This is a genomic window from Polynucleobacter sphagniphilus (genome assembly GCF_029892205.1).
Taxonomy (GTDB): Bacteria; Pseudomonadota; Gammaproteobacteria; order Burkholderiales; family Burkholderiaceae; genus Polynucleobacter; species Polynucleobacter sphagniphilus.
The window spans coordinates 370,067-391,126 of the sequence record NZ_JARXVX010000002.1 but is presented as its reverse complement, the minus strand read 5'-3'; the positions used below and the strand labels follow the sequence as shown (position 1 = coordinate 391,126).

At 46.1% G+C, this 21,060-nt stretch carries 18 protein-coding genes and 2 pseudogenes; 13 read left to right on the top strand and 7 right to left on the bottom strand.

Annotation, left to right across the window (positions count from 1 at the left end; translation table 11 throughout):
* Positions 1 to 44 precede the first annotated feature (44 nt).
* Entirely contained in the window at positions 45 to 743 is a 699-nt protein-coding gene (locus tag M2125_RS06295) for a DUF2461 domain-containing protein (RefSeq protein WP_280742035.1), read from the top strand.
* A gap of 56 nt (positions 744 to 799) precedes the next feature.
* Here M2125_RS06295 and M2125_RS06290 read toward each other — a convergent pair whose 3' ends face one another.
* Positions 800 to 1,435 (bottom strand): NAD(P)H-dependent oxidoreductase, encoded by a 636-nt coding sequence (locus M2125_RS06290; protein ID WP_280742721.1) that lies wholly within the window; start codon positions 1,433 to 1,435, stop codon positions 800 to 802.
* A 134-nt stretch (positions 1,436 to 1,569) separates the two neighbouring features.
* Here M2125_RS06290 and M2125_RS06285 point away from each other — a divergent pair, with 134 nt between their 5' ends.
* Genes M2125_RS06285 through M2125_RS06270 form a run of 4 tightly spaced genes read left to right on the top strand, consistent with a single transcriptional unit; the run spans position 1,570 to position 7,904 of the window.
* Positions 1,570 to 2,001, top strand: coding sequence for a MarR family winged helix-turn-helix transcriptional regulator (locus M2125_RS06285; RefSeq protein ID WP_280742720.1), 432 nt, complete (start codon positions 1,570 to 1,572; stop codon positions 1,999 to 2,001).
* A 52-nt stretch (positions 2,002 to 2,053) separates the two neighbouring features.
* Positions 2,054 to 5,242 carry an efflux RND transporter permease subunit gene (locus M2125_RS06280; RefSeq protein ID WP_076024270.1) on the top strand — a complete coding sequence of 1,063 codons (3,189 nt, stop codon included), beginning with the start codon at positions 2,054 to 2,056 and terminating at the stop codon, positions 5,240 to 5,242.
* Complete coding sequence (locus tag M2125_RS06275; protein ID WP_280742719.1) at positions 5,239 to 6,444, top strand: efflux RND transporter periplasmic adaptor subunit; 1,206 nt, start codon at positions 5,239 to 5,241, stop codon at positions 6,442 to 6,444. Before M2125_RS06280 ends, M2125_RS06275 begins: the two co-directional genes overlap by 4 nt.
* Positions 6,441 to 7,904: an efflux transporter outer membrane subunit gene (locus tag M2125_RS06270; RefSeq protein WP_280742718.1), complete on the top strand. Its 1,464-nt coding sequence runs from the start codon at positions 6,441 to 6,443 to the stop codon at positions 7,902 to 7,904. The genes M2125_RS06275 and M2125_RS06270 overlap by 4 nt, the downstream gene beginning before the upstream one ends.
* Before the next feature lie 46 nt (positions 7,905 to 7,950).
* Here the strand turns inward: M2125_RS06270 and ahpF are convergent, their stop codons facing one another.
* Together ahpF and ahpC are read right to left on the bottom strand one after the other, a co-directional pair.
* The gene (gene ahpF, locus M2125_RS06265) at positions 7,951 to 9,495 is read right to left on the bottom strand and encodes an alkyl hydroperoxide reductase subunit F (RefSeq protein ID WP_280742717.1); all 1,545 of its coding nucleotides are present in this window, start codon (positions 9,493 to 9,495) and stop codon (positions 7,951 to 7,953) included.
* A gap of 98 nt (positions 9,496 to 9,593) precedes the next feature.
* A complete protein-coding gene (gene ahpC, locus M2125_RS06260; RefSeq protein WP_076024266.1) occupies positions 9,594 to 10,157 on the bottom strand; it encodes an alkyl hydroperoxide reductase subunit C in 564 nt (187 codons plus the stop codon).
* 217 nt (positions 10,158 to 10,374) lie between these two features.
* On the opposite strand from ahpC, the gene M2125_RS06255 reads away from it, so the two are divergent.
* Together M2125_RS06255 and M2125_RS06250 are read left to right on the top strand one after the other, a co-directional pair.
* A complete protein-coding gene (locus tag M2125_RS06255; RefSeq protein ID WP_280742715.1) occupies positions 10,375 to 11,049 on the top strand; it encodes a nucleotidyltransferase family protein in 675 nt (224 codons plus the stop codon).
* A gap of 15 nt (positions 11,050 to 11,064) precedes the next feature.
* Positions 11,065 to 12,099 (top strand): XdhC family protein, encoded by a 1,035-nt coding sequence (locus M2125_RS06250; protein WP_280742713.1) that lies wholly within the window; start codon positions 11,065 to 11,067, stop codon positions 12,097 to 12,099.
* Positions 12,100 to 12,165: 66 nt separating this feature from the next.
* Here M2125_RS06250 and M2125_RS06245 read toward each other — a convergent pair whose 3' ends face one another.
* A complete protein-coding gene (locus M2125_RS06245; RefSeq protein ID WP_158025488.1) occupies positions 12,166 to 12,318 on the bottom strand; it encodes a hypothetical protein in 153 nt (50 codons plus the stop codon).
* A 116-nt stretch (positions 12,319 to 12,434) separates the two neighbouring features.
* Positions 12,435 to 12,729: pseudogene (locus tag M2125_RS06240) on the bottom strand (integrase core domain-containing protein); the annotation flags it as partial.
* An 81-nt stretch (positions 12,730 to 12,810) separates the two neighbouring features.
* On the opposite strand from M2125_RS06240, the gene M2125_RS06235 reads away from it, so the two are divergent.
* Positions 12,811 to 14,097 (top strand): IS110 family RNA-guided transposase, encoded by a 1,287-nt coding sequence (locus tag M2125_RS06235; protein ID WP_280742712.1) that lies wholly within the window; start codon positions 12,811 to 12,813, stop codon positions 14,095 to 14,097.
* A gap of 226 nt (positions 14,098 to 14,323) precedes the next feature.
* Here M2125_RS06235 and M2125_RS06230 read toward each other — a convergent pair.
* A pseudogene (locus M2125_RS06230) lies at positions 14,324 to 15,161 on the bottom strand (transposase); the annotation flags it as partial.
* A gap of 71 nt (positions 15,162 to 15,232) precedes the next feature.
* On the opposite strand from M2125_RS06230, the gene M2125_RS06225 reads away from it, so the two are divergent.
* The 5 genes from M2125_RS06225 (at position 15,233) to M2125_RS06205 (ending at position 19,693) form a co-directional block, all read left to right on the top strand.
* Entirely contained in the window at positions 15,233 to 15,520 is a 288-nt protein-coding gene (locus tag M2125_RS06225) for a DUF2408 domain-containing protein (RefSeq protein ID WP_076023439.1), read from the top strand.
* A gap of 204 nt (positions 15,521 to 15,724) precedes the next feature.
* Positions 15,725 to 16,768, top strand: a complete 1,044-nt coding sequence (locus M2125_RS06220) for an alpha/beta hydrolase (RefSeq protein ID WP_076023440.1) — start codon at positions 15,725 to 15,727, stop codon at positions 16,766 to 16,768.
* A gap of 45 nt (positions 16,769 to 16,813) precedes the next feature.
* Positions 16,814 to 17,539 carry a gluconate 2-dehydrogenase subunit 3 family protein gene (locus tag M2125_RS06215; protein ID WP_076023441.1) on the top strand — a complete coding sequence of 242 codons (726 nt, stop codon included), beginning with the start codon at positions 16,814 to 16,816 and terminating at the stop codon, positions 17,537 to 17,539.
* 9 nt (positions 17,540 to 17,548) lie between these two features.
* Complete coding sequence (locus M2125_RS06210) at positions 17,549 to 19,318, top strand: GMC family oxidoreductase (protein WP_280742047.1); 1,770 nt, start codon at positions 17,549 to 17,551, stop codon at positions 19,316 to 19,318.
* 12 nt (positions 19,319 to 19,330) lie between these two features.
* The gene (locus M2125_RS06205) at positions 19,331 to 19,693 is read left to right on the top strand and encodes a c-type cytochrome (protein WP_280742711.1); all 363 of its coding nucleotides are present in this window, start codon (positions 19,331 to 19,333) and stop codon (positions 19,691 to 19,693) included.
* Here the strand turns inward: M2125_RS06205 and M2125_RS06200 are convergent.
* Positions 19,690 to 21,048, bottom strand: a complete 1,359-nt coding sequence (locus tag M2125_RS06200) for an APC family permease (RefSeq protein WP_076023444.1) — start codon at positions 21,046 to 21,048, stop codon at positions 19,690 to 19,692. The two genes, M2125_RS06205 and M2125_RS06200, sit on opposite strands and share 4 nt — an antisense overlap.
* Between the last annotated feature and the right edge of the window lie 12 nt (positions 21,049 to 21,060).

Here is a 21,060-nt window from a genome sequence, read left to right as displayed (position 1 = left end):
ACTATAAAGTCAAAATGCTGCAATCGCCCTGTTCGCAAAAAAACATGACTAAAACCTCCACCAATAAGTTTCCTGGATTTGATCCCAAGGCCTTTCTATTTTTAGAGGCATTGACCAACAACCAAAACAGGATCTGGTTTGCAGAGCATCGCTCGGAGTATGAGGACTTCGTACGCGAGCCAATGAAGTCCTTTGCTGATGCCTTATCTGCGAGCTTGGCTGCAAAGGAGGTGCCATTGTGGGGTGACCCCAAAAGATCCCTTTATAGAATTAATCGCGACGCTCGATTTTCAAAAGCCAAACATCCATACAACATGCATGCTAGTGGTTTATTTACAAGAACAGGCGATAAACATTCCTCTGGCGTGCTGTACTTTCGTCTTGATCCATTAGGCAGTAGGGTGGCGGCTGGATATATGCAGCCAGAACCACCTGTCTTAAAGAAATTGCGACAAGGAATTTTAGATAACCCTAAGGCCTGGCTATCTCTAGAGAAGTCCTTAAAGCGTAAGGGTTATGAACTCGATTACTCTCATACCTTAGCTCGCATTCCTAGGGGATTTGATGAGGTTCCAGTGGAGCTTGAAAAAGCCCTTAAGCTAAAAGGATGGATTATTCGCAAGCAATTGCCACGCAATATTGTTTGCTCAAACACGCTCATTAAAGAGGTCACTGCATTCGCGGTAGATCTACTCCCCTTACTCAGCTTTGGCTGGCATGCCCTTGAAAAGTATGCTGGCTAGACTCGGCTGTGATTGTGGCCGAGTCTTTAAGCCTAATTGCTTGGAAGATGGCTATTTCAAGCTACATTAATCACAAAATCCTCTGTAGGGCGTCTGACTTTCTTCAGGTTAACTAGCCAATCTTCATCTAATTGTCTATAACCTAGTGGGAGCATTAGAACGCTACGCAGGCCTTTTTCCTTGAGATTGAGAATGACGTCAAGGGCAGCTGGATCAAAGCCTTCCATCGGGGTGCAATCGACTTGCTCGTAGGCTGCAGCAATGAGGGCTGTACCTAGGCCAATGTAGGCTTGTTTAGCGGCATGTGTGAAATTGATTTCAGGATCCCTGGTGGGGTAATTCTTGAGGAGGTTTTGGCGATAGGCCATGGCCGCTTCGCTCTTGATATTGCGCTCCTCATTAGCAAAATCGTACATCTGATTGATGCGATCAGCTGTATAGGTATCCCAGGCTGCAAAAACTAGTAAATGGGAGCAATCCGTAATTTGTGACTGGCCCCAGGCAATTGGTTTTATCTGTTCCTTCACCTCCTGATTGGTTACTACCAGCACTACATAGGGCTGCAAACCACTGGAACTTGCAGTAAGGCGGATTGCCTCCAGAATTTGCCCGACCTTCCCCTCAGGCACCGGCTTGCTCGGATCCATCTTTTTTGCTGCATAACGCCATTTTAATTTTTCAATCAGACTCATTTTTATTCCTTTTTAAGCTGTGTGGTGACCGTAAGTGTATTTGGATATTAAAAAATGAGCTGCAAGCAAAAATAACGAATAGGTATTAATATGCTCAATTGGATAGAATTCTAACGAATATGCACGATTTCCTCATGACTACGCTAGAAGAGCAATTTTCTGTCATGCTTCATAGTGCCGCTCGCGCTTACAAGCAGGCTCTCGATCGTCGTCTGAAGGATTTGGGTGTGGGGCAAACCGGGTGGATGACAATTGCATTTATTGCGCGCTCCGATGAACCGCTCTCACAAATTGAATTAGCCAAGCGAGTGGGGGTTGAGCCTCCTAGCATGGTTCCAATGATCGATAGATTGGTTCGGCATGGCTTAGTATCACGTCAACCATCTACTGTTGATAAGAGGATGAAATTTGTTTTACTTACCAAGAGTGGCGCCGCTCTCTATAAAAAGATTGAAATTGAGGCGGATCGTTTTCGAGCCGCTCTTTTATCAAAAGTGAACAAAAAAGACCTCAGTTTGATTGTTAAATTTTTGGAGCAGGTGTATGAGGCTGCTGAGTCAATCTGAGCAAAAGAATAAAAAAGAGATGAAAAATACTAATACTAGGAGTGCGTCTTAAATGTGGATTGTTCGTTTAGCGCTCACACGACCGTATACCTTTATTGTGATGGCGATTGTTATCCTTTTTGCCACCCCGTTGGCAATCATGCGCACACCAGTGGACGTGCTGCCAGATATTAATATCCCTGTCATTAGTGTTATTTGGACCTATAACGGCCTATCAGCCCAAGAGATGGCTTCTCGGATCATTCAGACCGATGAAAGAAGCTTAACAACCACTGTTAATGACATTGAGCGGATTGAGTCGCAAACTTTGCCTGGTATTGGTATTGTGAAGATTTATTTTCAGCCGAACGTCAATATTGAGATGGCAATTGCACAGGTCGTTGCAGTATCCCAGGCTCTGCTGAAGAATTTCCCACCGGGAACCTTGTCCCCCCTGATTATCAAATATACCGCTTCCAGCGTGCCGGTGATTCAGATTGGTTTATCTAGTAAGACGCTATCCGACCAAGAATTGTTTGATAGTGCTACCAATATTATTCGGCCACCATTGGTGACCATTCCGGGGGCCGCCATTCCCTACCCATATGGTGGAAAAATTAGGGTAGTTTCTGTGGACTTGGATCCAAGCGCTTTGTTGGCAAAGGGTCTTTCTTCAACCGACATCATTAATGCGGTCAATGCGCAGAACTTGATCTTGCCTTCAGGAACCGCAAAGATTGGTGAAACTGAATACACCGTAGCCCTCAATGGTTCGCCTAATTCTATTGAGGGATTAAATGCCATCCCAGTGAAGACAAGCAATGGAGCCACTACCTTCTTGCGAGATGTTGCTCACGTGCGCGATGGATTTAACCCTCAAACCAATATCGTTCACCAAAATGGCTCACGTGGGGTTTTGCTCTCTGTACTTAAAAACGGCGGCGCATCTACTTTGGATGTTGTGGCTGGTATCAAAGAGAAGTTGCCTGGCGTGATGGCTCTTGCACCCAAGGGTATTGAAACCAACTTCTTAAGTGATCAGTCGATCTTTGTTAAGGCGGCTGTGAATGGTGTGATCCATGAGGCTTTAATTGCAGCGCTCTTAACAGCCTTGATGCTCTTATTGTTTTTGGGTAACTGGCGGATAACCACCATTATTGCCATCTCCATTCCCCTATCGATTTTCTCTTCAATTCTGGCCTTACACGCGATTGGGGAAACCATCAATATCATGACCCTGGGTGGTTTAGCTCTTGCGGTGGGTATCTTGGTCGATGATGCAACGGTAACCATCGAAAACATTGAGCGTCACCTGCACATGGGTACCGATCTCTATAACGCAATTTTGGATGGCGCTGGCGAGATAGCAATTCCTGCATTCGTATCTACCTTGTGTATTTGTATTGTGTTCGTGCCTATGTTCTTTTTGGGTGGTGTGGCACGTTACTTGTTTGTACCCTTGGCTGAGGCTGTGGTTTTTGCCATGCTGGCCTCTTATATCCTTTCGCGCACTTTGGTTCCTACATTGGCTTTGATGATGATGGGGCATCAGGAAAGTACCAATAAAGTGACTGCATGGATTCATCATGTGCACAGTCGTTTTAATGAGCATTTTGAAAGCTTTCGGGCTGGTTATGTCTTGCTCCTGAGCTTTTTATTAACCCATCGCAAGCAATTTATGCAGGGTTTTTTGACCTTTTGTATTCTTTCTTGTGGAATTTTCTTATTCTTAGGGCGAGACCTGTTCCCTCAGATTGATACGGGTCAAATTAAGTTGCATGTACGTGCGCCTACCGGAACGCGGATTGAAACAACGGCCCAAATAGTCAATCAAGTCGAGGGTGTAGTTCGTGAGGTAATCCCAGAAGATCAAATGGGCGCCATTCTTGATAACATCGGCCTACCATATAGCGGCATTAACTTGTCTTATAGTAATTCGGGAACCATCGGTACGATCGATGCCGATATTCTCATTTCTTTGACTGAGGACCACAAGCCGAGTAACTATTATGTTGAGCAGTTGTTGCCGCGTCTGCGTAAGGACTTTCCAGGTGTGGAGTTTTATGTTCAGCCGGCTGACGTAGTTACACAGATTCTGAATTTCGGCATACCGGCTTCTATTGACGTGCAGGTGCTCGGCAAGAACTATGAAGCAAGTGAAAAATATGCCAGCACATTACTGAGTCAGATTACCAGTATTCCTGGCGCCGCAGATGTGCATATTCAAGAGCGCTTGAATAATCCAACGCTGAAGCTCAATATGAATCGGGCAAAGATTCAGGGTATGGGATTAAACCCAGTAGATGTTGCGCAGAACATCTTGTTGCCACTATCTGGAAACGTAGTAACTGCCCCTGCGTTTTGGTTGAACCCTGGCAATGACATTGTTTATAGCGTTAATGTGCAGGCACCTCAATACAGGATCAGTTCAGTAGATGATTTATTGGGTCTACCCATTGGAGGATCTACTAATTCTCCTGCGAATATGAACGGTACTGGCGCAAAGGCTCCTAATCAAATTTTGGGAAATTTGGTTGATCTCACACCAGGCACTGAATTTGCGGTAGTGGATCGTTTTGATATTCAGCCGGTAATTAATATTTATGCAAACGTACGTGGTAAAGATTTGGGTTCAGTGGCCAATGCGGTGCAGGATGTGATTGATGGGGCTAAAGCAGATTTGCCCCCGGGCACGAGAGTGGTTTTGCGTGGTCAGATTACCACCATGCGTTCTTCTTATATGGGCTTAGGCTTTGGTATTTTGGGTGCGATGGTTCTGGTTTACCTGCTCATCGTAGTCAATTTCCAGTCTTGGCTGGATCCCTTCATCATCATTACCGCGCTCCCTGCAGCGCTAGCAGGAATTGCATGGATGCTGCTGCTCACTGGCACTAATTTAAGTGTGCCAGCCTTAACGGGAGCGATTATGACGATGGGAGTGGCTACTGCCAATAGTATTTTGGTGGTGTCATTTGCACGTCAGCGCATGCAAGAAGGCTTGCCAGCCTTATCTGCAGCCCTGGAAGCGGGTTCCACCCGTTTGCGCCCTGTATTGATGACGGCTTTAGCGATGATCATCGGTATGATTCCGATGGCCATTGGCTTTGGAGAGGGCTCTGAGCAGAATGCACCTTTAGGCCGAGCTGTTATTGGCGGTCTTTTATTCGCAACAGTTTCAACCGTATTATTTGTACCAGTGCTCTTTGGATCGCTCCACCGACAGATTGCATTGCGTAAGGAAGAAAGGAATACCGCAACATGACCGACGAACGCCACGCCAACCGAGGTTTACCCACTTCGGATCTTCATGGCCCCGAACATGATCTCGCTAAGCGTAAACGTATACTGCGTTTAGCCCGCAATATTCTGATTGCGATTGCAATTATTTTATTGCTTGGCGTCATTCGTATTGTGATTTTGCGTTTGATGAATAACAGCACATTGGAAGAGCGTGCTGCTCAAAATAATCTCATGAATGTGATTGTCGTTCAGGCTAATGGTGGTACTGCAGACGCGCATTTAACCTTGCCAAGTACGGTGGAGAGTTACAACGAAACCTTGATTTACGCCCGCACTCCAGGTTATGTAAAAGAATGGTTTAAAGATATCGGCGCACCTGTAAAACAGGGCGATGTCTTGGCGATTCTAGAGACTCCAGAGGTAAATAAACAGGTTGATGAAGCTAACGCCGCTTTTAATCTAGCAAAAGTAGCTTTTGAGCGCTGGACTTTATTGCGTAAAGAAGATGCGGTTTCTCAACAGGAATTGGATGAGAAGAGTGCAGCCTATAAACAGTCACGAGCTACTCTGCAAAGAACAAAAGAGCTATTGAAGTTTGGCAAGATCGTCGCTCCATTTGATGGCATTGTCTCTCGCCGTAACGTCAATGTGGGTGACTTGGTGAACCCTGGTAACGGTGGTAGCCCCCAAGCTTTATTTGGAGTATCGCAAACCAAAAACTTACATTTGTATGTGTATGTTCCACAAGCGCGCTCAGAGTCGATTACGATTGGGCAGGAGGTTTCGGTCTACAAACCAGAGGCGCCAGATAAAGTGGTGGAAGGAAAAATTGTCCGAACTGCTGGCGCAATCGATGTCGCTACCCGGACTCTACAGGTAGATATTGAGATTCCGGATGGGCAAACCTTTTTATTGCCCGGCGTCTTTGTGCAGGCATCCTTGCCCTTAGATAATCAAGGTCGTCTGATATTGCCAACCAACACCCTCATGTTTGGCTCTCAGGGCACTCAAGTTGCGGTAGTACAGAATGGTCAAGTGCTTAGAAAGACGGTAGCGCTTGGAATTGATTATGGCCGCTCTGTACAAATTGTTGGGGGTCTTGATCCCGCCGATCAGGTGATTGTCAATCCAATGGACTCAATTGCAAATGGTCAGAAGGTAGTGATTGCCGCGCCTCCAAAACCAGCAGAGGCTGCCAAACCAGCTCCTCAGGATAAGAAATGAAATACAGTCGTTTATATCTCTGCGCACTTTCGCTGGTGATAACGGCTTGCTCTCCTATTGGTCCCGACTATGTCAGGCCCACCGTTGATTTGCCTGATACCTGGAAAACGACCAAGGATGCCGATGGGATTGTATGGGCGCCCGGCAATCCTAAAGACGCCATTCCCAAGAAGGATTGGTGGACTATTTTTGGTGATAAGGAGCTTAATGAGCTTGAGGCAAAGTGCCTAGCAAATAACCAAACCTTGCAAGCGTCTATAGCAAAACTGGATCAAGCAAAAGCGCAGTATGGTATTCAATTTGCTGCATTTATGCCAACTGTACAGGCTGGGGCAGTAGCAGAGAATCAAAGGGTTTCAGCAAATCGTCCGCTAACTAATTACAAAGTTCCAAACGCCACCACTATTCAGAATAACTTCAGTCCTTATGTATCTGCTAGTTATGAGTTTGACTGGATTGGGCAAATTCGTCGAAGCGTTGAGGCAGCGCAGGATACCGTTCAGCAAGCGCAGGCTGATAAAGAAAATACCCAGTTAATCCTCACAGGTCAATTAGCGCAGGCCTACTTTAGATTAAGGCAGACCGATGAAGAAATTCGTGCGCTCAAAGATTCGATTGGCTTACAAGAGAAAGTCTTAACTTTAATTACCAAGCGACATGATCTTGGCGCATCGAGCGAAGTAGATATGGTTCAACAGGCTGCATTGACCGAGTCGACAAAGGCGCAAATAGAGCAACTTCGTGCGCAGCGTAATGAGTTAGAGAATTTAGTAGCCACTTTGGCCGGCATTCCTGCGGCGGGATTTCATTTGCCTGGTGGAAAGTTGCCCGATACTTTGCCAGTCGTCCCTGTAACGGTGCCAAGCGCTTTATTGGAGCGTCGCCCCGATATTGCTTCAGCTGAAAGGGCGATGGCTGCGGCGAATGCGCAAATTGGCGTTGCCAAGTCTGCGTATTTTCCTATGCTGACTTTGTCTCCAACCTATGTTGGTTATCAGTCAAATAGCATCCCAAGTCTATTTGCAGTGCCTTCTATGATTTGGTCTTTTGGTTTACAAGCAGCGCAAACTTTATTTGATGGTGGAAGAATTAGCTCAGGCGTAGATTATGCAAGTGCGGGCTATGCGCTTTCATTGGCTAATTACAAACAAACTGTTTTGACTGGCATTCAGGATGTTCAGGATGCGCTAGGCAATGTTCAGCAGCTTAAGCTTGCGAGGGCAAATGAAGATAAATCGGTGGCTAATCTAAATCGGGCTTATGAGCTCTCCTATATTCGCTATCAGGCAGGGCTAGATACAGCCTTAGCATTGGCTTTGGTTCAGCAAAATCAATTAACGGGTATTCGCGTTCAGGCCCAAATAAAGGGTAGTCAATTTACCTCTACCGTGGGATTGATTAAGGCACTTGGTGGATCCTGGGATGCCCCAGCTGCCCCTGCAGGGCAGAGTTCAAACTAATTGATGGGTAACAAGGTAATCTCAGAGAGAGATTACCTTGTTTATCTTAAGAGCGGATCAAGAAGTCAAAAGCAGATAATGCCGTTTTGGCGCCTTCACCCATCGCAATAATGATTTGCTTGTAGGGGGCAGTGCTGCAATCTCCGGCAGCAAAGACGCCTGGCACAGAAGTTTCACCTTTTGGATCAACCATGATTTCTCCGCGAGGGGATAAATCAATCGTGCCTTTGAGCCATTCTGTATTTGGCAGCAAGCCAATTTGTACAAAGATGCCCTCTAGTTCAATAGTATGCATTTCATTGGTGGTGCGATCTTCATACTTTAAGGCACTTACTTTGCTGCCATCGCCCAATACTTCTTTAGTAAGGGCACTCTTAATCACTGTGACATTGGGTAGGCTGAAGAGTTTTTTCTGCAAAATAGCATCAGCACGGAGTGCGCTGTCAAACTCAATGAGGGTAACGTGGCTAACGAGTCCGGCCAAATCAATCGCCGCCTCAACACCAGAATTTCCACCGCCAATGACTGCAACGCGTTTACCTTTAAATAGAGGACCATCGCAATGGGGGCAGTAGGCCACACCTTTGTTGCGGTATTCGGTTTCGCCTGGGACATTCATTTCTCTCCAGCGGGCACCGGTGCTGATAATGACCGATTTACTTTTGAGTACCGCACCATTGGCTAACTCAAGCTCAATACCATTGTCTGAATGACGTAATGCGCTAGCGCGTTGCAAATTCATGATGTCGACATCGTAGCTCTTGACGTGTTGCTCCAGTGCCATAGCAAGTTTAGGGCCATCAGTCTCTTGGACAGAAATGAAGTTTTCAATCGCCATCGTATCTAAGACTTGACCGCCAAAGCGCTCAGCTACAACACCAGTGCGAATTCCTTTGCGTGCGGCATAGATAGCAGCAGCTGCACCAGCTGGACCGCCGCCTACGATCAACACATCGTATTTATCTTTTGCATTGAACTTGGCCATGTCCTCGGCTGGATTATTGGCATTCAATTTAACAATAATTTCTTCAATACCCATGCGACCTTGGCCAAAGGATTCTTTATTCAGAATGACGGTTGGCACAGCCATAATTTGATGGGCATCAACCAATTCCTGATACAGGGCGCCATCGATCATTTCATGTTCGATATTGGAGTTAAGGGCAGCCATCAAATTTAAGGCCTGCACTACATCTGGACAGTTGTGACACGACAAGGAAATGAAGGTCTGAAATTTCAGTTTTTGCGTAATGCCTTTAATCTGCGCAATCACTTCATCTTCTACCTTGGGTGGATAACCGCTCACCTGCAAAATAGCCAAGATGAAAGAAGTCATCTCATGACCCATTGGTAATCCAGCAAATGTAATGCGAGCTGCTTCACCAGCTTTACTGACGGTGAAGCTAGGCTTGTTAGTGGCATTGCCATCCGTTTTGATCGTAATCTTGTCAGATTGCTCAGCAACCTCATTTAAGAGCTCGAGCATTTCTCCGGCAGCTGGGCTGTCATTGAGTGATGCGGTGAGAACGATTGGTTGAACAATCCTCTCAAAGTAGGTCTTTAACTGGGATTTGATATTGCTATCTAACATGGTAATTCCTTGATTGGTGTATTTAGGCAGTCTATTGGAGAGAATCTGAGTTCTCTCCAATAGACTCTCTAAGAGAGTCTATTGTGAAGAATGCTTTATTAGATCTTGCCTACTAAATCTAAAGAAGGAGTCAATGTAGCTGCGCCTTCTTTCCATTTTGCTGGGCAAACTTCACCTGGGTGAGCGGCTGTGTACTGTGCAGCTTTGAGCTTGCGCAGAGTTTCAGATACATCACGAGCGATTTCGTTTGAATGGATTTCAGCTGTCTTGATAACGCCTTCTGGATTGATGATGAATGTGCCGCGCAAGGCTAAGCCTTCTTCATCGATGTGTACGCCAAAACCACGTGTAAGGGTGTGTGTTGGATCGCCAACCAATGGGAACTTCGCCTTACCTACAGCTGGGGAAGTCTCATGCCAAACTTTGTGTGAGAAGTGAGTATCAGTTGTGATGATATAAACTTCAGCACCCATTTTTTGGAATTCAGCATAGTTCTCTGCTGCATCTTCAATTTCTGTTGGGCAGTTGAATGTGAATGCTGCTGGCATGAAAATCAATACAGACCAATGGCCCTTGAGTGACTCTTCAGTCAGGGTAATAAACTTACCATTGTGGAAAGCTTGGGTTTTAAATGGAATTACTGGAGTGTTAATAATGGACATGGTGTTCCTTTCTTGTTTAAAAAATGAGTGACAACTTGGACATTGTCTAGGCTAAGTAATTATTTGTCTAATGAATAGAATTGATAATAGTTATCGATTTATTGGATTAAGAAAAAAAGCGCCTACAGCCAGTATCGCTCTTTTGGATAAATAAAATGTGTCTAGGCTGCAGTGCTGCTAAATTGAGTTCAAAGCTAAAAAAGAGATCATTCAGACCATGAAATCAAGCAATCAAGGCGATAAACCAGCCAGCAAGGCTATTGGGTTAAATATAGGCGCCATTGTCTTGGCGGCTGGCGAGGGAGTCAGAATGGGTTCTATCCCCAAAGCCCTCATTCAGATGGAGGGCATCCCACTCATTGAGCATATGTTGCGGGCATTATCAGAGGCTGCTGTCGCTGAAATACTTGTTGTAACAGGCTATTACCATGCATTTATCGAGCCAGTCCTTAAAGATCATCCGGTCCGGATAGTTCGCAATCCCAATCCCGCTTTGGGACAGCCCTCATCAGTGCGCTTGGGGTTGGAAGCCATCAATCAAGATCTCGATGGGGTGATCATGCTGCTTTGTGATCAGCCTTTAATTAATGCCGCAGACATTGCCCAATTAATAGAGGCATTTATGAATCGAGGGTCTGGCGAGATTATTTTGCCCATGGTCGATGGCAAAAGGGGTAATCCAGTTTTGATTGGCAGAAATGCCTTAAAGCAAATACTGGCATCTGGACCTGAGATGGTATGCCGCAATTTTATGGATCAACATCCAGAAATGGTCAGTCTGCTTGAAACTAGCAATGCCCACTTTCTATGGGATGTGGACTCCATTGCCGATTTGCAGAAGTTCAGGCAAGAGTTGGGTATGGTGTTGACACTTCCAAATCTACCCAATTGAACTAAGATTGGCTTTATGGAAAATGTAGATCTTGTTGTACTGCGCACTTTATTGGACTGGAGAAGGTCTGGTAAGAGGGCCTTATTAGCTACAGTAGTGCGCACCTGGGGCTCCTCGCCAAGACCGATTGGATCGATCATGGCGCTTTGTGAGGATGGTAGTGTTGTGGGTAGTATCTCGGGCGGCTGCATTGAAGATGATTTGATTCGTAGCTATGGCGCCAGCAAAGAATTCCCTTCTGGGCCTCCCCAATTTTTAAAGTATGGCATCACGGCAGACGAGGCTCATCGCTTTGGACTACCTTGTGGAGGTACTTTGGAGCTATTGCTGGAGTTTGAGATTGATGTGGAGATGTTGAGTCAGTTAGTTCAGCAACTCTCCTCTGGGTTGTTGGTGCAGCGAATTACTCGTTTGAATGATGGGGTAGTGCAGCTGAGTAAAGTCAATGCACCAGAAGCATTGTCAGTAAGCTCTCAGGAATTAAGGAATACCTTTGGCCCTGAATACCGTATGTTGATTATCGGGGCTGGGCAGTTATCTGAGTATCTAGCCATCATGGCCTTATTTAATGGCTTTAATGTCACAGTTTGTGATCCCCGCGCTGAATATCGAGGCAGCTGGAAAGTGGAGGGCGTGACCCTGACATCCGAGATGCCTGATGATGTCGTCATTGCCATGAAGTTAGATAGTCGTAGTTGCGTAGTGGCTTTAACGCATGATCCCAAGTTAGATGATTTAGCTCTGCTAGATGCCTTGCAGACTAAAGCTTTTTATATTGGCGCCATTGGTTCTCGCAGAAATAGTGAGGCACGTAAGCAACGTTTAATTGAGCACTTTGGACACACTGAGGAATCTATTTCAGGATTAAGAGGCCCGATTGGAATTTATATTGGCAGCAAAACACCCTCTGAAATTGCAGTCAGCGTCATGGCGGAAATACTTGCCGTAAAAAATAGTGTTCAGCTGCCAAGAGATATGCAAGTGGCTATAGCGAAGGGGGGCGCGGGCATCAAACAAGATGATCCGGGCGCATTGAGCTGCGGTATCTAAAAAGTACTCATCAGCAGTAAAAAATAAAGCCCCATCGAGGGGGATTTATTCATATACGCGGTTAGATTAGAAGCGGTAACCAACACCAACAATAAAGTCAGTGCCTGTACCTTTCGTGGTTGAATTAATAGTGCCCGCATCTGTGGCTATGGTGACTGATTTAGGTGAGAAGGCTGCATAGTTCACCTCGCCAAAACCATAAAATGAGTCGCTAAACATCTGCTTGTAGCCCAAGCCTGTAGCAAAGCCGCCAACACTGATGTTTTGTTGGCTGAAAATGGCTGAGCTTGACTGGTAATCCCCCCTTATTTAACCGAACCTAAAAGTAGGATTAGTTAAGCAACCATGGCCAGTCGCTGTTTCGGGGTAATGCCGCCCAATGCCATATTTGGACGTTGATGATTGTCCCGCGGGATTCCCTTCGGTCTATTTATACATCCATTGCGTTGCAAACTCCTGAACTTCGTTAATGCTTTCCCAATAATGCTGTGATAACCATTCGTATCTGACGGTGCGATTAAAGCGCTCTACATAGGCATTTTGTTGTGGTTTACCTGGTTGGATATGTTGTATGTGGATTTGATGCTTTGCTGCCCACTCCATCAGTCTGCCACTGACAAGTTCCGGGCCATAGTACATGCAGAATGGTAGTCAGCCGCAGCAATTTAAGCCATGCTGGTGATTGCGAGATCATCAATAAGGAGTATTGCTATGGCTGACCACTTAAACAATAAACCCTATGGGGCATGGATTGCAATTGATATTGCCAAGGACTTTAATACCGTGTTAAGCGAGACTAAAGAAGGTAAACGACAGCATTTTCGGATGGCTAATTCTGCTGCCGATCATGATCGTTTTATTGCTTTTCTAAAGAGCTTACCGCCGCCTTGCATTATTGGGTTTGAGGCAACCGGCAATTACCACCGCGCATTAGGGCATCGCTTGGTAGCGGCGGGGTTTGAAGTCTGTTTTATTTCCTCGGTAGCTAGTGCCCGGTACAGAGAGGTGATGTTCAACTCCTGGGATAAAAATGACCCCAAGGATGCTGCAGTGCTTTTAGAGCTGCTTAAGCAAGGGATTATTCAACGTTATGTTGACCCATTAATTGCAGGGCATCATGATCTCCAAGAGTTATCTAAAACCTACTATCAAGTGACCTTGAGTCGCACGCGCTTACAGCATTCCCTCCTTACCCATTACCTGCCACTATATTTTCCGGAGATGGGTAAATGGTGGAACAGTACTCGCGCAGACTGGTGGATTAATTATCTTTTGCACTTCCCCATCCCTAGCGCAGTAACGAAGCACTCTCAAGAAGCGTTTTGCCAGATTGCCAGCCCTGTCATTGGCCGCAAGGTTAATAAAGCGGCTAAGCTTATTGAGCTCTATGAGACCGCCTTGCATAGCATTGGACTACCTGTTGAGGCAGATTCCTTGGCTTGCAAAACCTTTCAAATACAACTGAGACGCTATCAAGAGATCAATGCTTGTCGCAAGCAATTAGAAGAGACAGCTCAAGCAGTATTGGCCGATAACCCGGATTCTGCCATCTTGCAAAGTGTGCCGGGGATTGGCCCGATTAATGCCCTAACGATTCTGGCGGAAGGCGGGGATCTACGTCGCTTTAGCCATCATCGTCAGTTCTTGAAGTATTGCGGGTTTGATCTAGCCAAAAATCAATCAGGCAACTACCGTGGTCAAGAACAAATCTCTAAACGAGGTAATGCGCGTTTACGTTTGGCGTTATGGATGGCAGTGAACACTGCTATCGCTCAACCAGAAAATAGTTTTCAGCAAAAATATAGCCGCTATATTAAAGGCGCACCGCAGGATAAGGATTTACAACGTAAAGCAAGGACTGCGGTGGCAGCGAAGATGGCGCGTGTAGTGTATGGATTAGTGAAGTCAAAACAGATGTATCAAGGTTACTATGAAAAAGCTTTACCCAGTGGATCGATCCCTCTCTGTAGGGCCGTAGAGGCCGCAAGGACCTCGTAGATAATGTTTGGACCTTCCACTGGGACCTCAGATTGTTTTAAGTAGGGTAAAGACCAAAACGTGAAGTGGCGGATCTTGTGTTAATTATGGTTAATCGGGACCCCTGATTTATTTGTGGAAGTGACCGTTTGGGTATAGACAAGTAGTAAGTTTGATTTTTTTAACTGCAAATTGCAGTTACGGTATGGCTTTGCCTATCGCTGGAAAAAGTTCTTGCATTTAGTACGTTGTCCGCTCGTATAACAGCAGGCTTACCTCGCCAAGCAATAATTTGATCTAAGCTACGAACTACTCGCTCTGCCGGCAATGAGAAGTCCACTTCAATACCTAAGGCTTCACGATTAAAGTCATCAATCACATTAAACAGACGGATACTTCTGCCATCTTGCAACTGGTCATGCATAAAGTGACCGAAGGGAATCCCGCGGGACGATTGACCAGACTTGGTTAATACTCAGCGGCACGACCAATGCATCTGGCTTATCTCGCACCAAACGCTTACGGGGTTTGATGCGCAGGTTGAGCTCAAGCTCGCGGTAAATCCGGTAGATGCGTTTGTGGTTCCATGTGTAGTTCTTGACATTGCGTAGATACAAATAACAAAGGCCAAACCCCCAACTGCGGTTGTTGTCCGTTAAGCGGATCAGCCAGTTGGCAATGAGCTCGTTCTGCACATTGTTCTTCGCTTCATAGCGATAGCAGGTCTCGCTCACGCTAAAGATAGCGCAGGCCAATCGAATGGGGATTGCCTTCTCTCTGACTGCCTTTTGGGCCATCTCACGTCTGTGAGATTGGGCTCACCACTTTTTTGTGATGGCCTCGTTTAAGATCTCCGCCTTGAGCTTCTCTTCGATGTACATCTTCTTAAGCCTGGCATTTTCAGCCTCAAGCTCCTTCATGCGGGCCATCATGGAAGTGTCCATGCCGCCATATTTAGAGCGCCACTTGTAGAAAGTAGCAGTGCTGATACCCAGTTCACGACAGATTTCTGGAACTGCTAGGCCAGCATCCACCCGTTTTAGGGCATCCATGATCTGGCTATCAGTAAATTTAGAACGCTTCATGTAGAACTCCTCTATATTCGAGAAAATTCTACCTCTGAGCTCAGTTAACCTGTGGGGGGATTACCCGTGCAATGACATATGCCGGATTCTTTCTAGCTGCCTGTGCGGTTTGGATGGTGACTGGTAGCGTAGAGGCAAGCATGATGAATGGATCAATTGAAGCTCAAAACAATCCACATCAGATTCCAAATGAGCTCAATCCTAAATTTCCTCGCATTTACGAGAAATTAGAGGCAATGAAGACCAAGGCTGCTGGATTAATGGTTGAGTCTAGCGAGACATTGCATAGTCTGGCATTGAGCGGTCAAAAAATTAAAGATGTCCCAACCTACGATTACACAACAGGGACATCTAACTAAATTCAAAATCTCAATGGCGTATTTTGGATATTGACAACCACTCTTCGGGGTGGTTTTTTTGCCTGGAAACATCCAATGCTGGGTTTTTTAGGCTTGCCGCAGGTCAAGGATCACTATTTCTATCAATGCTATGATTTCCCTAGATGCTTAAAGGGTATTTATAACTAAAAATATAGAAATAGGAGATAAGCGGTGACCTTACGCATGACGAAATTGAGTCAATTGTTGCTTGCCTTATCCCTTTGCCTTGGCTTGGGTTCTGCCTTTGCAGCAAGCAAAATCCAAATGGCCGAATACATGATTCCTAGCGATACCGCTGGGATTTCGCTCTATGTGCGCAATAAGCATTTGGCTGGGATGAAGACATTCTCCCCGGAAAAGACCGTTCTCTATGTTCATGGTTCAACCTACCCCGCCGAAACGGCTTTTGATCTGCCCCTTGGTGGAGTCTCTTGGATGGAGTACATGGCCGCCAGAGGTTACGACGTCTGGTTGGTGGATTTACGGGGTTACGGTAAATCAACTCGCCCCCCTGAGATGGATCAGCCTGCTGAACAAAATGCTCCTTTGGTAACTACCGATGTGGCAGTGAGGGATGTATCGAGCGCTGTCAATTACATTCTCGAGCAACGCCATATCGCCAAACTCAATTTGCTTGGCTGGTCTTGGGGCACCACCATCATGGGCAAGTACACCACCGAGCATAACGATAAGGTGAATAAATTGGTGCTGTATGCACCGCAATGGTTGCGCCAAGGCGGACCATCCCTCACGGATAAAGGGGGAGTATTGGGAGCGTATCGCGTGGCTTCGGTAGCTGATGCAAAGGCGCGCTGGCTTACTGGGGTGCCCGAAGATGCCAAGAGCACACTCATTCCAGAAGGCTGGTTTGATCAATGGGCAAAAGCAACCTTTGATACCGATCCTTGGGGCAGAAATCAAACGCCGCAAAAAGTGCGCGCCCCCAATGGCACTGTCAAAGATGTCCGCGAGTATTGGGCTGTAGGTAAGCCTGTTTATGACCCAGCTAACATCCACGTGCCAGTGATGTTGGTGCATGCGGAGTGGGATGCTGATTTACCAAGCTACATGCTTTATGAATACTATACAAAGCTTGTCAATGCGCCATACAAAATTATGTTACAAATTAGCGAGGGCACTCATACCTTGATCATGGAAAAAAATCGGATGCTCATGTTTGCAGGGGTGCAAGAATTTTTAGACACCACATTTAAGCCTGAAAAATAAAAACCAAGCTTTACTTTTTATGACTGACACATTCAAGGAATTCTGATGGATGATACAAATCAAGATTTAAAAAATAGCTCACGTCGCCAGCTCCTCAAGGGAGCTCTGGTGGGTGGTGCCGTGATGGGTGCCCCGGGGGTATCCAGCGCACAATCGTTGCTTGTTCAAAAGAATGGAGACGCTAGCGCCCCAATCGCGGCTTATGTTTTTCTGACGCCAATCGAGGCTAGCTTTGTTGAGGCCTTCGTTGATCATATGGTACCCGCCGATCAATTCACCCCCAAGGGCACTGATCTAGGTATCAATATTTTTATTGACCGCGCTTTAGCGGGTAGCTGGGGTAAAGGGGATCGCATGTATATGCAAGGCCCCTGGTCAGTTGGGTTACCCACTCAGGGGTATCAGTCTCCTTTGTTGCCATCGCAGGTTTATCGCGCAGGTATTGCGGCAACTAATCAGCACTGCGAATCGCTCTACGGCAAAACATTTGACTTGCTAGATACTTCTAAAAAAGAAGAGGTTTTGAAGTCTCTTGATTCTGGAAAAATGGTTTTTGAGGGCGGCCTCTCATCCAAGTTCTTTTTTGATATTGCCTATAAATCTGTTGTAGAGGGTTTATATGCTGATCCAATTTATGGCGGTAATAGCAATAAAGCGGCGTGGAAAATGATTGGCTTCCCAGGCGTAATTGAAACCAATGCACGCAATATCGTTGAGTATAAAAATAAGTTCTACCCAGGAAAAGTCTTGGGTATTGCGGACGTCAGTTAAGGCAAAGTCATGGCAAAAAAACTTCCAGAAGTAGACGTTGTAATTGTTGGCATGGGATGGACTGGCGGCATTCTGTCAAAAGAGCTCTCCGAGAGCGGCTTAAAAGTGGTGGCCTTAGAGCGTGGTGCGCCACGCTCGGCAGAAGAAGATTTTTCTGTGCCGCATATTCGTGATGAGCTGCAATTTGGTATTCGGCATGGCTTGATGCAAGACTTGCGCAGAGACACTTTAACGGTTCGCAATAACCCTAGTCAAACTGCATTGCCAATGCGCCAGCTAGGATCATTTTTGCTCGGCGAAGGCTTGGGCGGTGCGGGTGTTCACTGGAACGGTCATACTTGGCGTTGGACTGATATGGAGTTCAAGATTCGCTCGATGTACGAAGAGCGCTATGGCAAGAAGTTCATCCCTGACGATATGACAATTCAAGACTGGGGCATTACCTATGCAGAGCTCGAGCCTTACTATGACAAGTTTGAAAAAATTGCAGGTATTTCTGGGCAAGCAGGTAATCTCAATGGGCAAATAGTTGAGGGCGGTAATCCATTTGAGGCGCCACGTAAATCACCTTATCCGTTGCCGCCTCTAGAGCGTAGCTTGGCAAATGATTTATTCGCTGGCGCTACCAAAAGCATGGGACTACATCCTTTCCCAATGCCAGTTGCCAATGCTTCTAGACCTTATACCAATCCAGATGGCGCTAAGCTGGGTCAATGTCAGTACTGTGGGTTTTGTGAACGTTTTGGCTGTGAAGCCAACGCCAAAGGAAGCCCATTAATCACAGTGATCCCTTTTGCAATGAAGCAGCCGACTTTTGAATTGCGCACACTTAGTGTGGTCAGTAAAGTGCATATGGATAAGCAAAAGAAAGTGGCTACTGGTGTAACTTATACCAATTTGCAGACTGGGGAAGAGTTTTTTCAACCGGCAAAAATTGTGATTTTGGCGGCATATGGATTAAACAATACACATTTGATGCTGACTTCTGGTATTGGCAAGCCCTACGATCCAGTGACGCAAAAAGGTGTGATTGGAAAAAATTATGCTTACCAAACAGGTGTTGGAGCCACACTGTTTTTTAATGACAAGATCTTCAATCCCTTTATGTCCACTGGCGGCCTGACAACGCTAGTTGACGATTACAACGGCAACTGGAACTTCGATCGCTCCGGCCCTAACTTTGTTGGTGGTACCACTTTAAATGGCGGCATGTATGGTGGCCGTCCGATTGATTTCCACCCAGTTCCTCCCGGCACGCCCAAGTGGGGTAAGGCTTGGAAAGAAGCGATGGCTAAGTGGTATTCACGCTCGATGACAATTAATTCGGCCGGTAGCGTCATGGCCAATCGCTATAACTATCTTGATTTAGACCCAACTTATAAGAATGCCTTGGGAATGCCATTGTTGCGCATGACCTTTGACTACAAGCCCAATGAGCATCGTCTTTCGGAATTCACGGCTCAAAAAATTAATGAAATTGCTAAGAGTCTGAATCCCGACTTCTTGAGTCCTGCGAAAGCAAAGACAGCACCATGGTCGGTCGTTCCATATCAAACCACTCACAATACGGGTGGAACCATTATGGGCACCAACCCAACCAATAGCGCGGTGAATAAGTACTGCCAATCATGGGATGCGCATAATTTATTCATTATGGGCGCCTCTTTGTTCTCGCATAACGCTGCCTACAATCCCACTGGGCCAGTTGGTGCATTAGCCTATATGACTGTGGATGTCATTAAAAATCGCTATATCAAAAACCCTGGATCTTTAGTTTAAATAGGTAAAGTAATGCGCTATTTTTCATCATCATTGTTTCTCTTATGCCTTTTCTCACAGGCATCGTTTGCCCAAGACGTTGCTGCAGGCAAGAATGCTTTTCAAGAATGCGTTGCTTGCCACAGCATTAAGCCGGGTGAAAATTTATTGGGGCCGAGTTTGGCTGGAGTGTATGGGCGTCAGGCAGGAACTGTCGAAGGCTTTCGTTATTCAAGTGCCTTGAAGAAGAGTGGTATTACTTGGGATGAAAGTTCTTTAGATCAATACATTGCCAATCCTCAAGCCTTAGTTCCTGGTAGCCGCATGCCTTACTCAGGTATGGCTGATGAGGCTGAACGCAAAAATCTCATCGCTTATTTAAAAACGATGAATTAATTTTGACTTGCGCGTTTCCGAATGCTTTTGTAGAGCGGAATAAAGCCCAGCAGTAAACTACCAATAGCGATGGTTGAGGTGAGGGCATCAAACCCCTTGATGGCCATCACCGCAGCCCACCAAAGTGCCAGGGCCGATAGCACTGGCCAAATGACCATGGTGATGGTCAGCTTAATAGATCCGAGCGCCTGTCTTCTAAAACACCAAGCACAGGCAAAGCCTGCTAGGCCATAGTAGTAGGCGGCCTGCACTCCAATAATGTTGATGGATGCCATCATCACATCAGCAATACTTTTGGAGCTGATCGATAGCAGCAAAAGTATTGCACCAATTGAGGCAATTAAAAAGGTCGCAGCATAAGGTGTTTTCCATTGGGCATGGACTTGAGACCAGCGAATATGAAAGATGCCTTCACGCGATTTAGAAAACATCGTCCTAGAAAATTGCAGCATGGAGGTTTCAATGGTGCCAATCGTCGAGAGGATGAGTGCTAGTACTGCTAGATAACTCCAAGGAGCGGGAAGCACCTTGTCAGCCACTGAAAAAATAATATTAGTACCCGATTGAGAAATTTCTTCGTTAGATAGTGCAAGTAAGGAGATGGTTGCAAACGCCGTGAAGGCGGCAATGATGACCAAAATGGCTCCGACAACTCCGTAACCTGGCGCTTTCTCTGGGTTTTTAGTTTCTTCGTTCAAATTAATCGAAACATCCCAGCCCCAAAAAAAGAAGAGTGCAATGACAGCGCCGTTTGCAAAACCACTGGGCGTAAAGGCGGAGGGCGAAAAGCTATGCCAAGAAAGTTCATGGAGCGCTGCGCCCCCAAAGCGGAAAATCACTAACAGAGAAATGCCCGACAAAATAAGTAATTCAATTAAGGTCATCACAATCTGAACCTTGGCGGTCAGGCCAATACCCTTGACTACTAAGATGGTGATTAGAGTAAGCCAAGCAACTGCACACAGGGTGACTGCCACTTGAGAGTCGGCATATTCGGGGCGCAATAGCAGCAGGGTGGCAGCCCCTGCAGGAATGCTAGCTGAGACCATAAATAGGGCAGAGGCAACTAGCAATGCCCAGCCAGCAAAAAATCCCAGGGAGGTGCCAAATATTTCGGTAACCCAGGCAAAGGATGCACCTGAATTTGGGCGGTGCGCATTTAAATGCATATAGGCTAAAACGATGCCGACCATCATGAGGCCGCAATACAGAAGGCTGGCTGGCGCCAGGACACCAACGGCAGCTATGAGGGCTGCCATCGTTGCCGAAATACTAAAAGAGGGGGCTGAGCCGGCAACCCCAATAATGAGGGACTGAAAAATGCCTAACGTATCTTTTTTAAGCTCTGATGTCATCGTTAAATTATC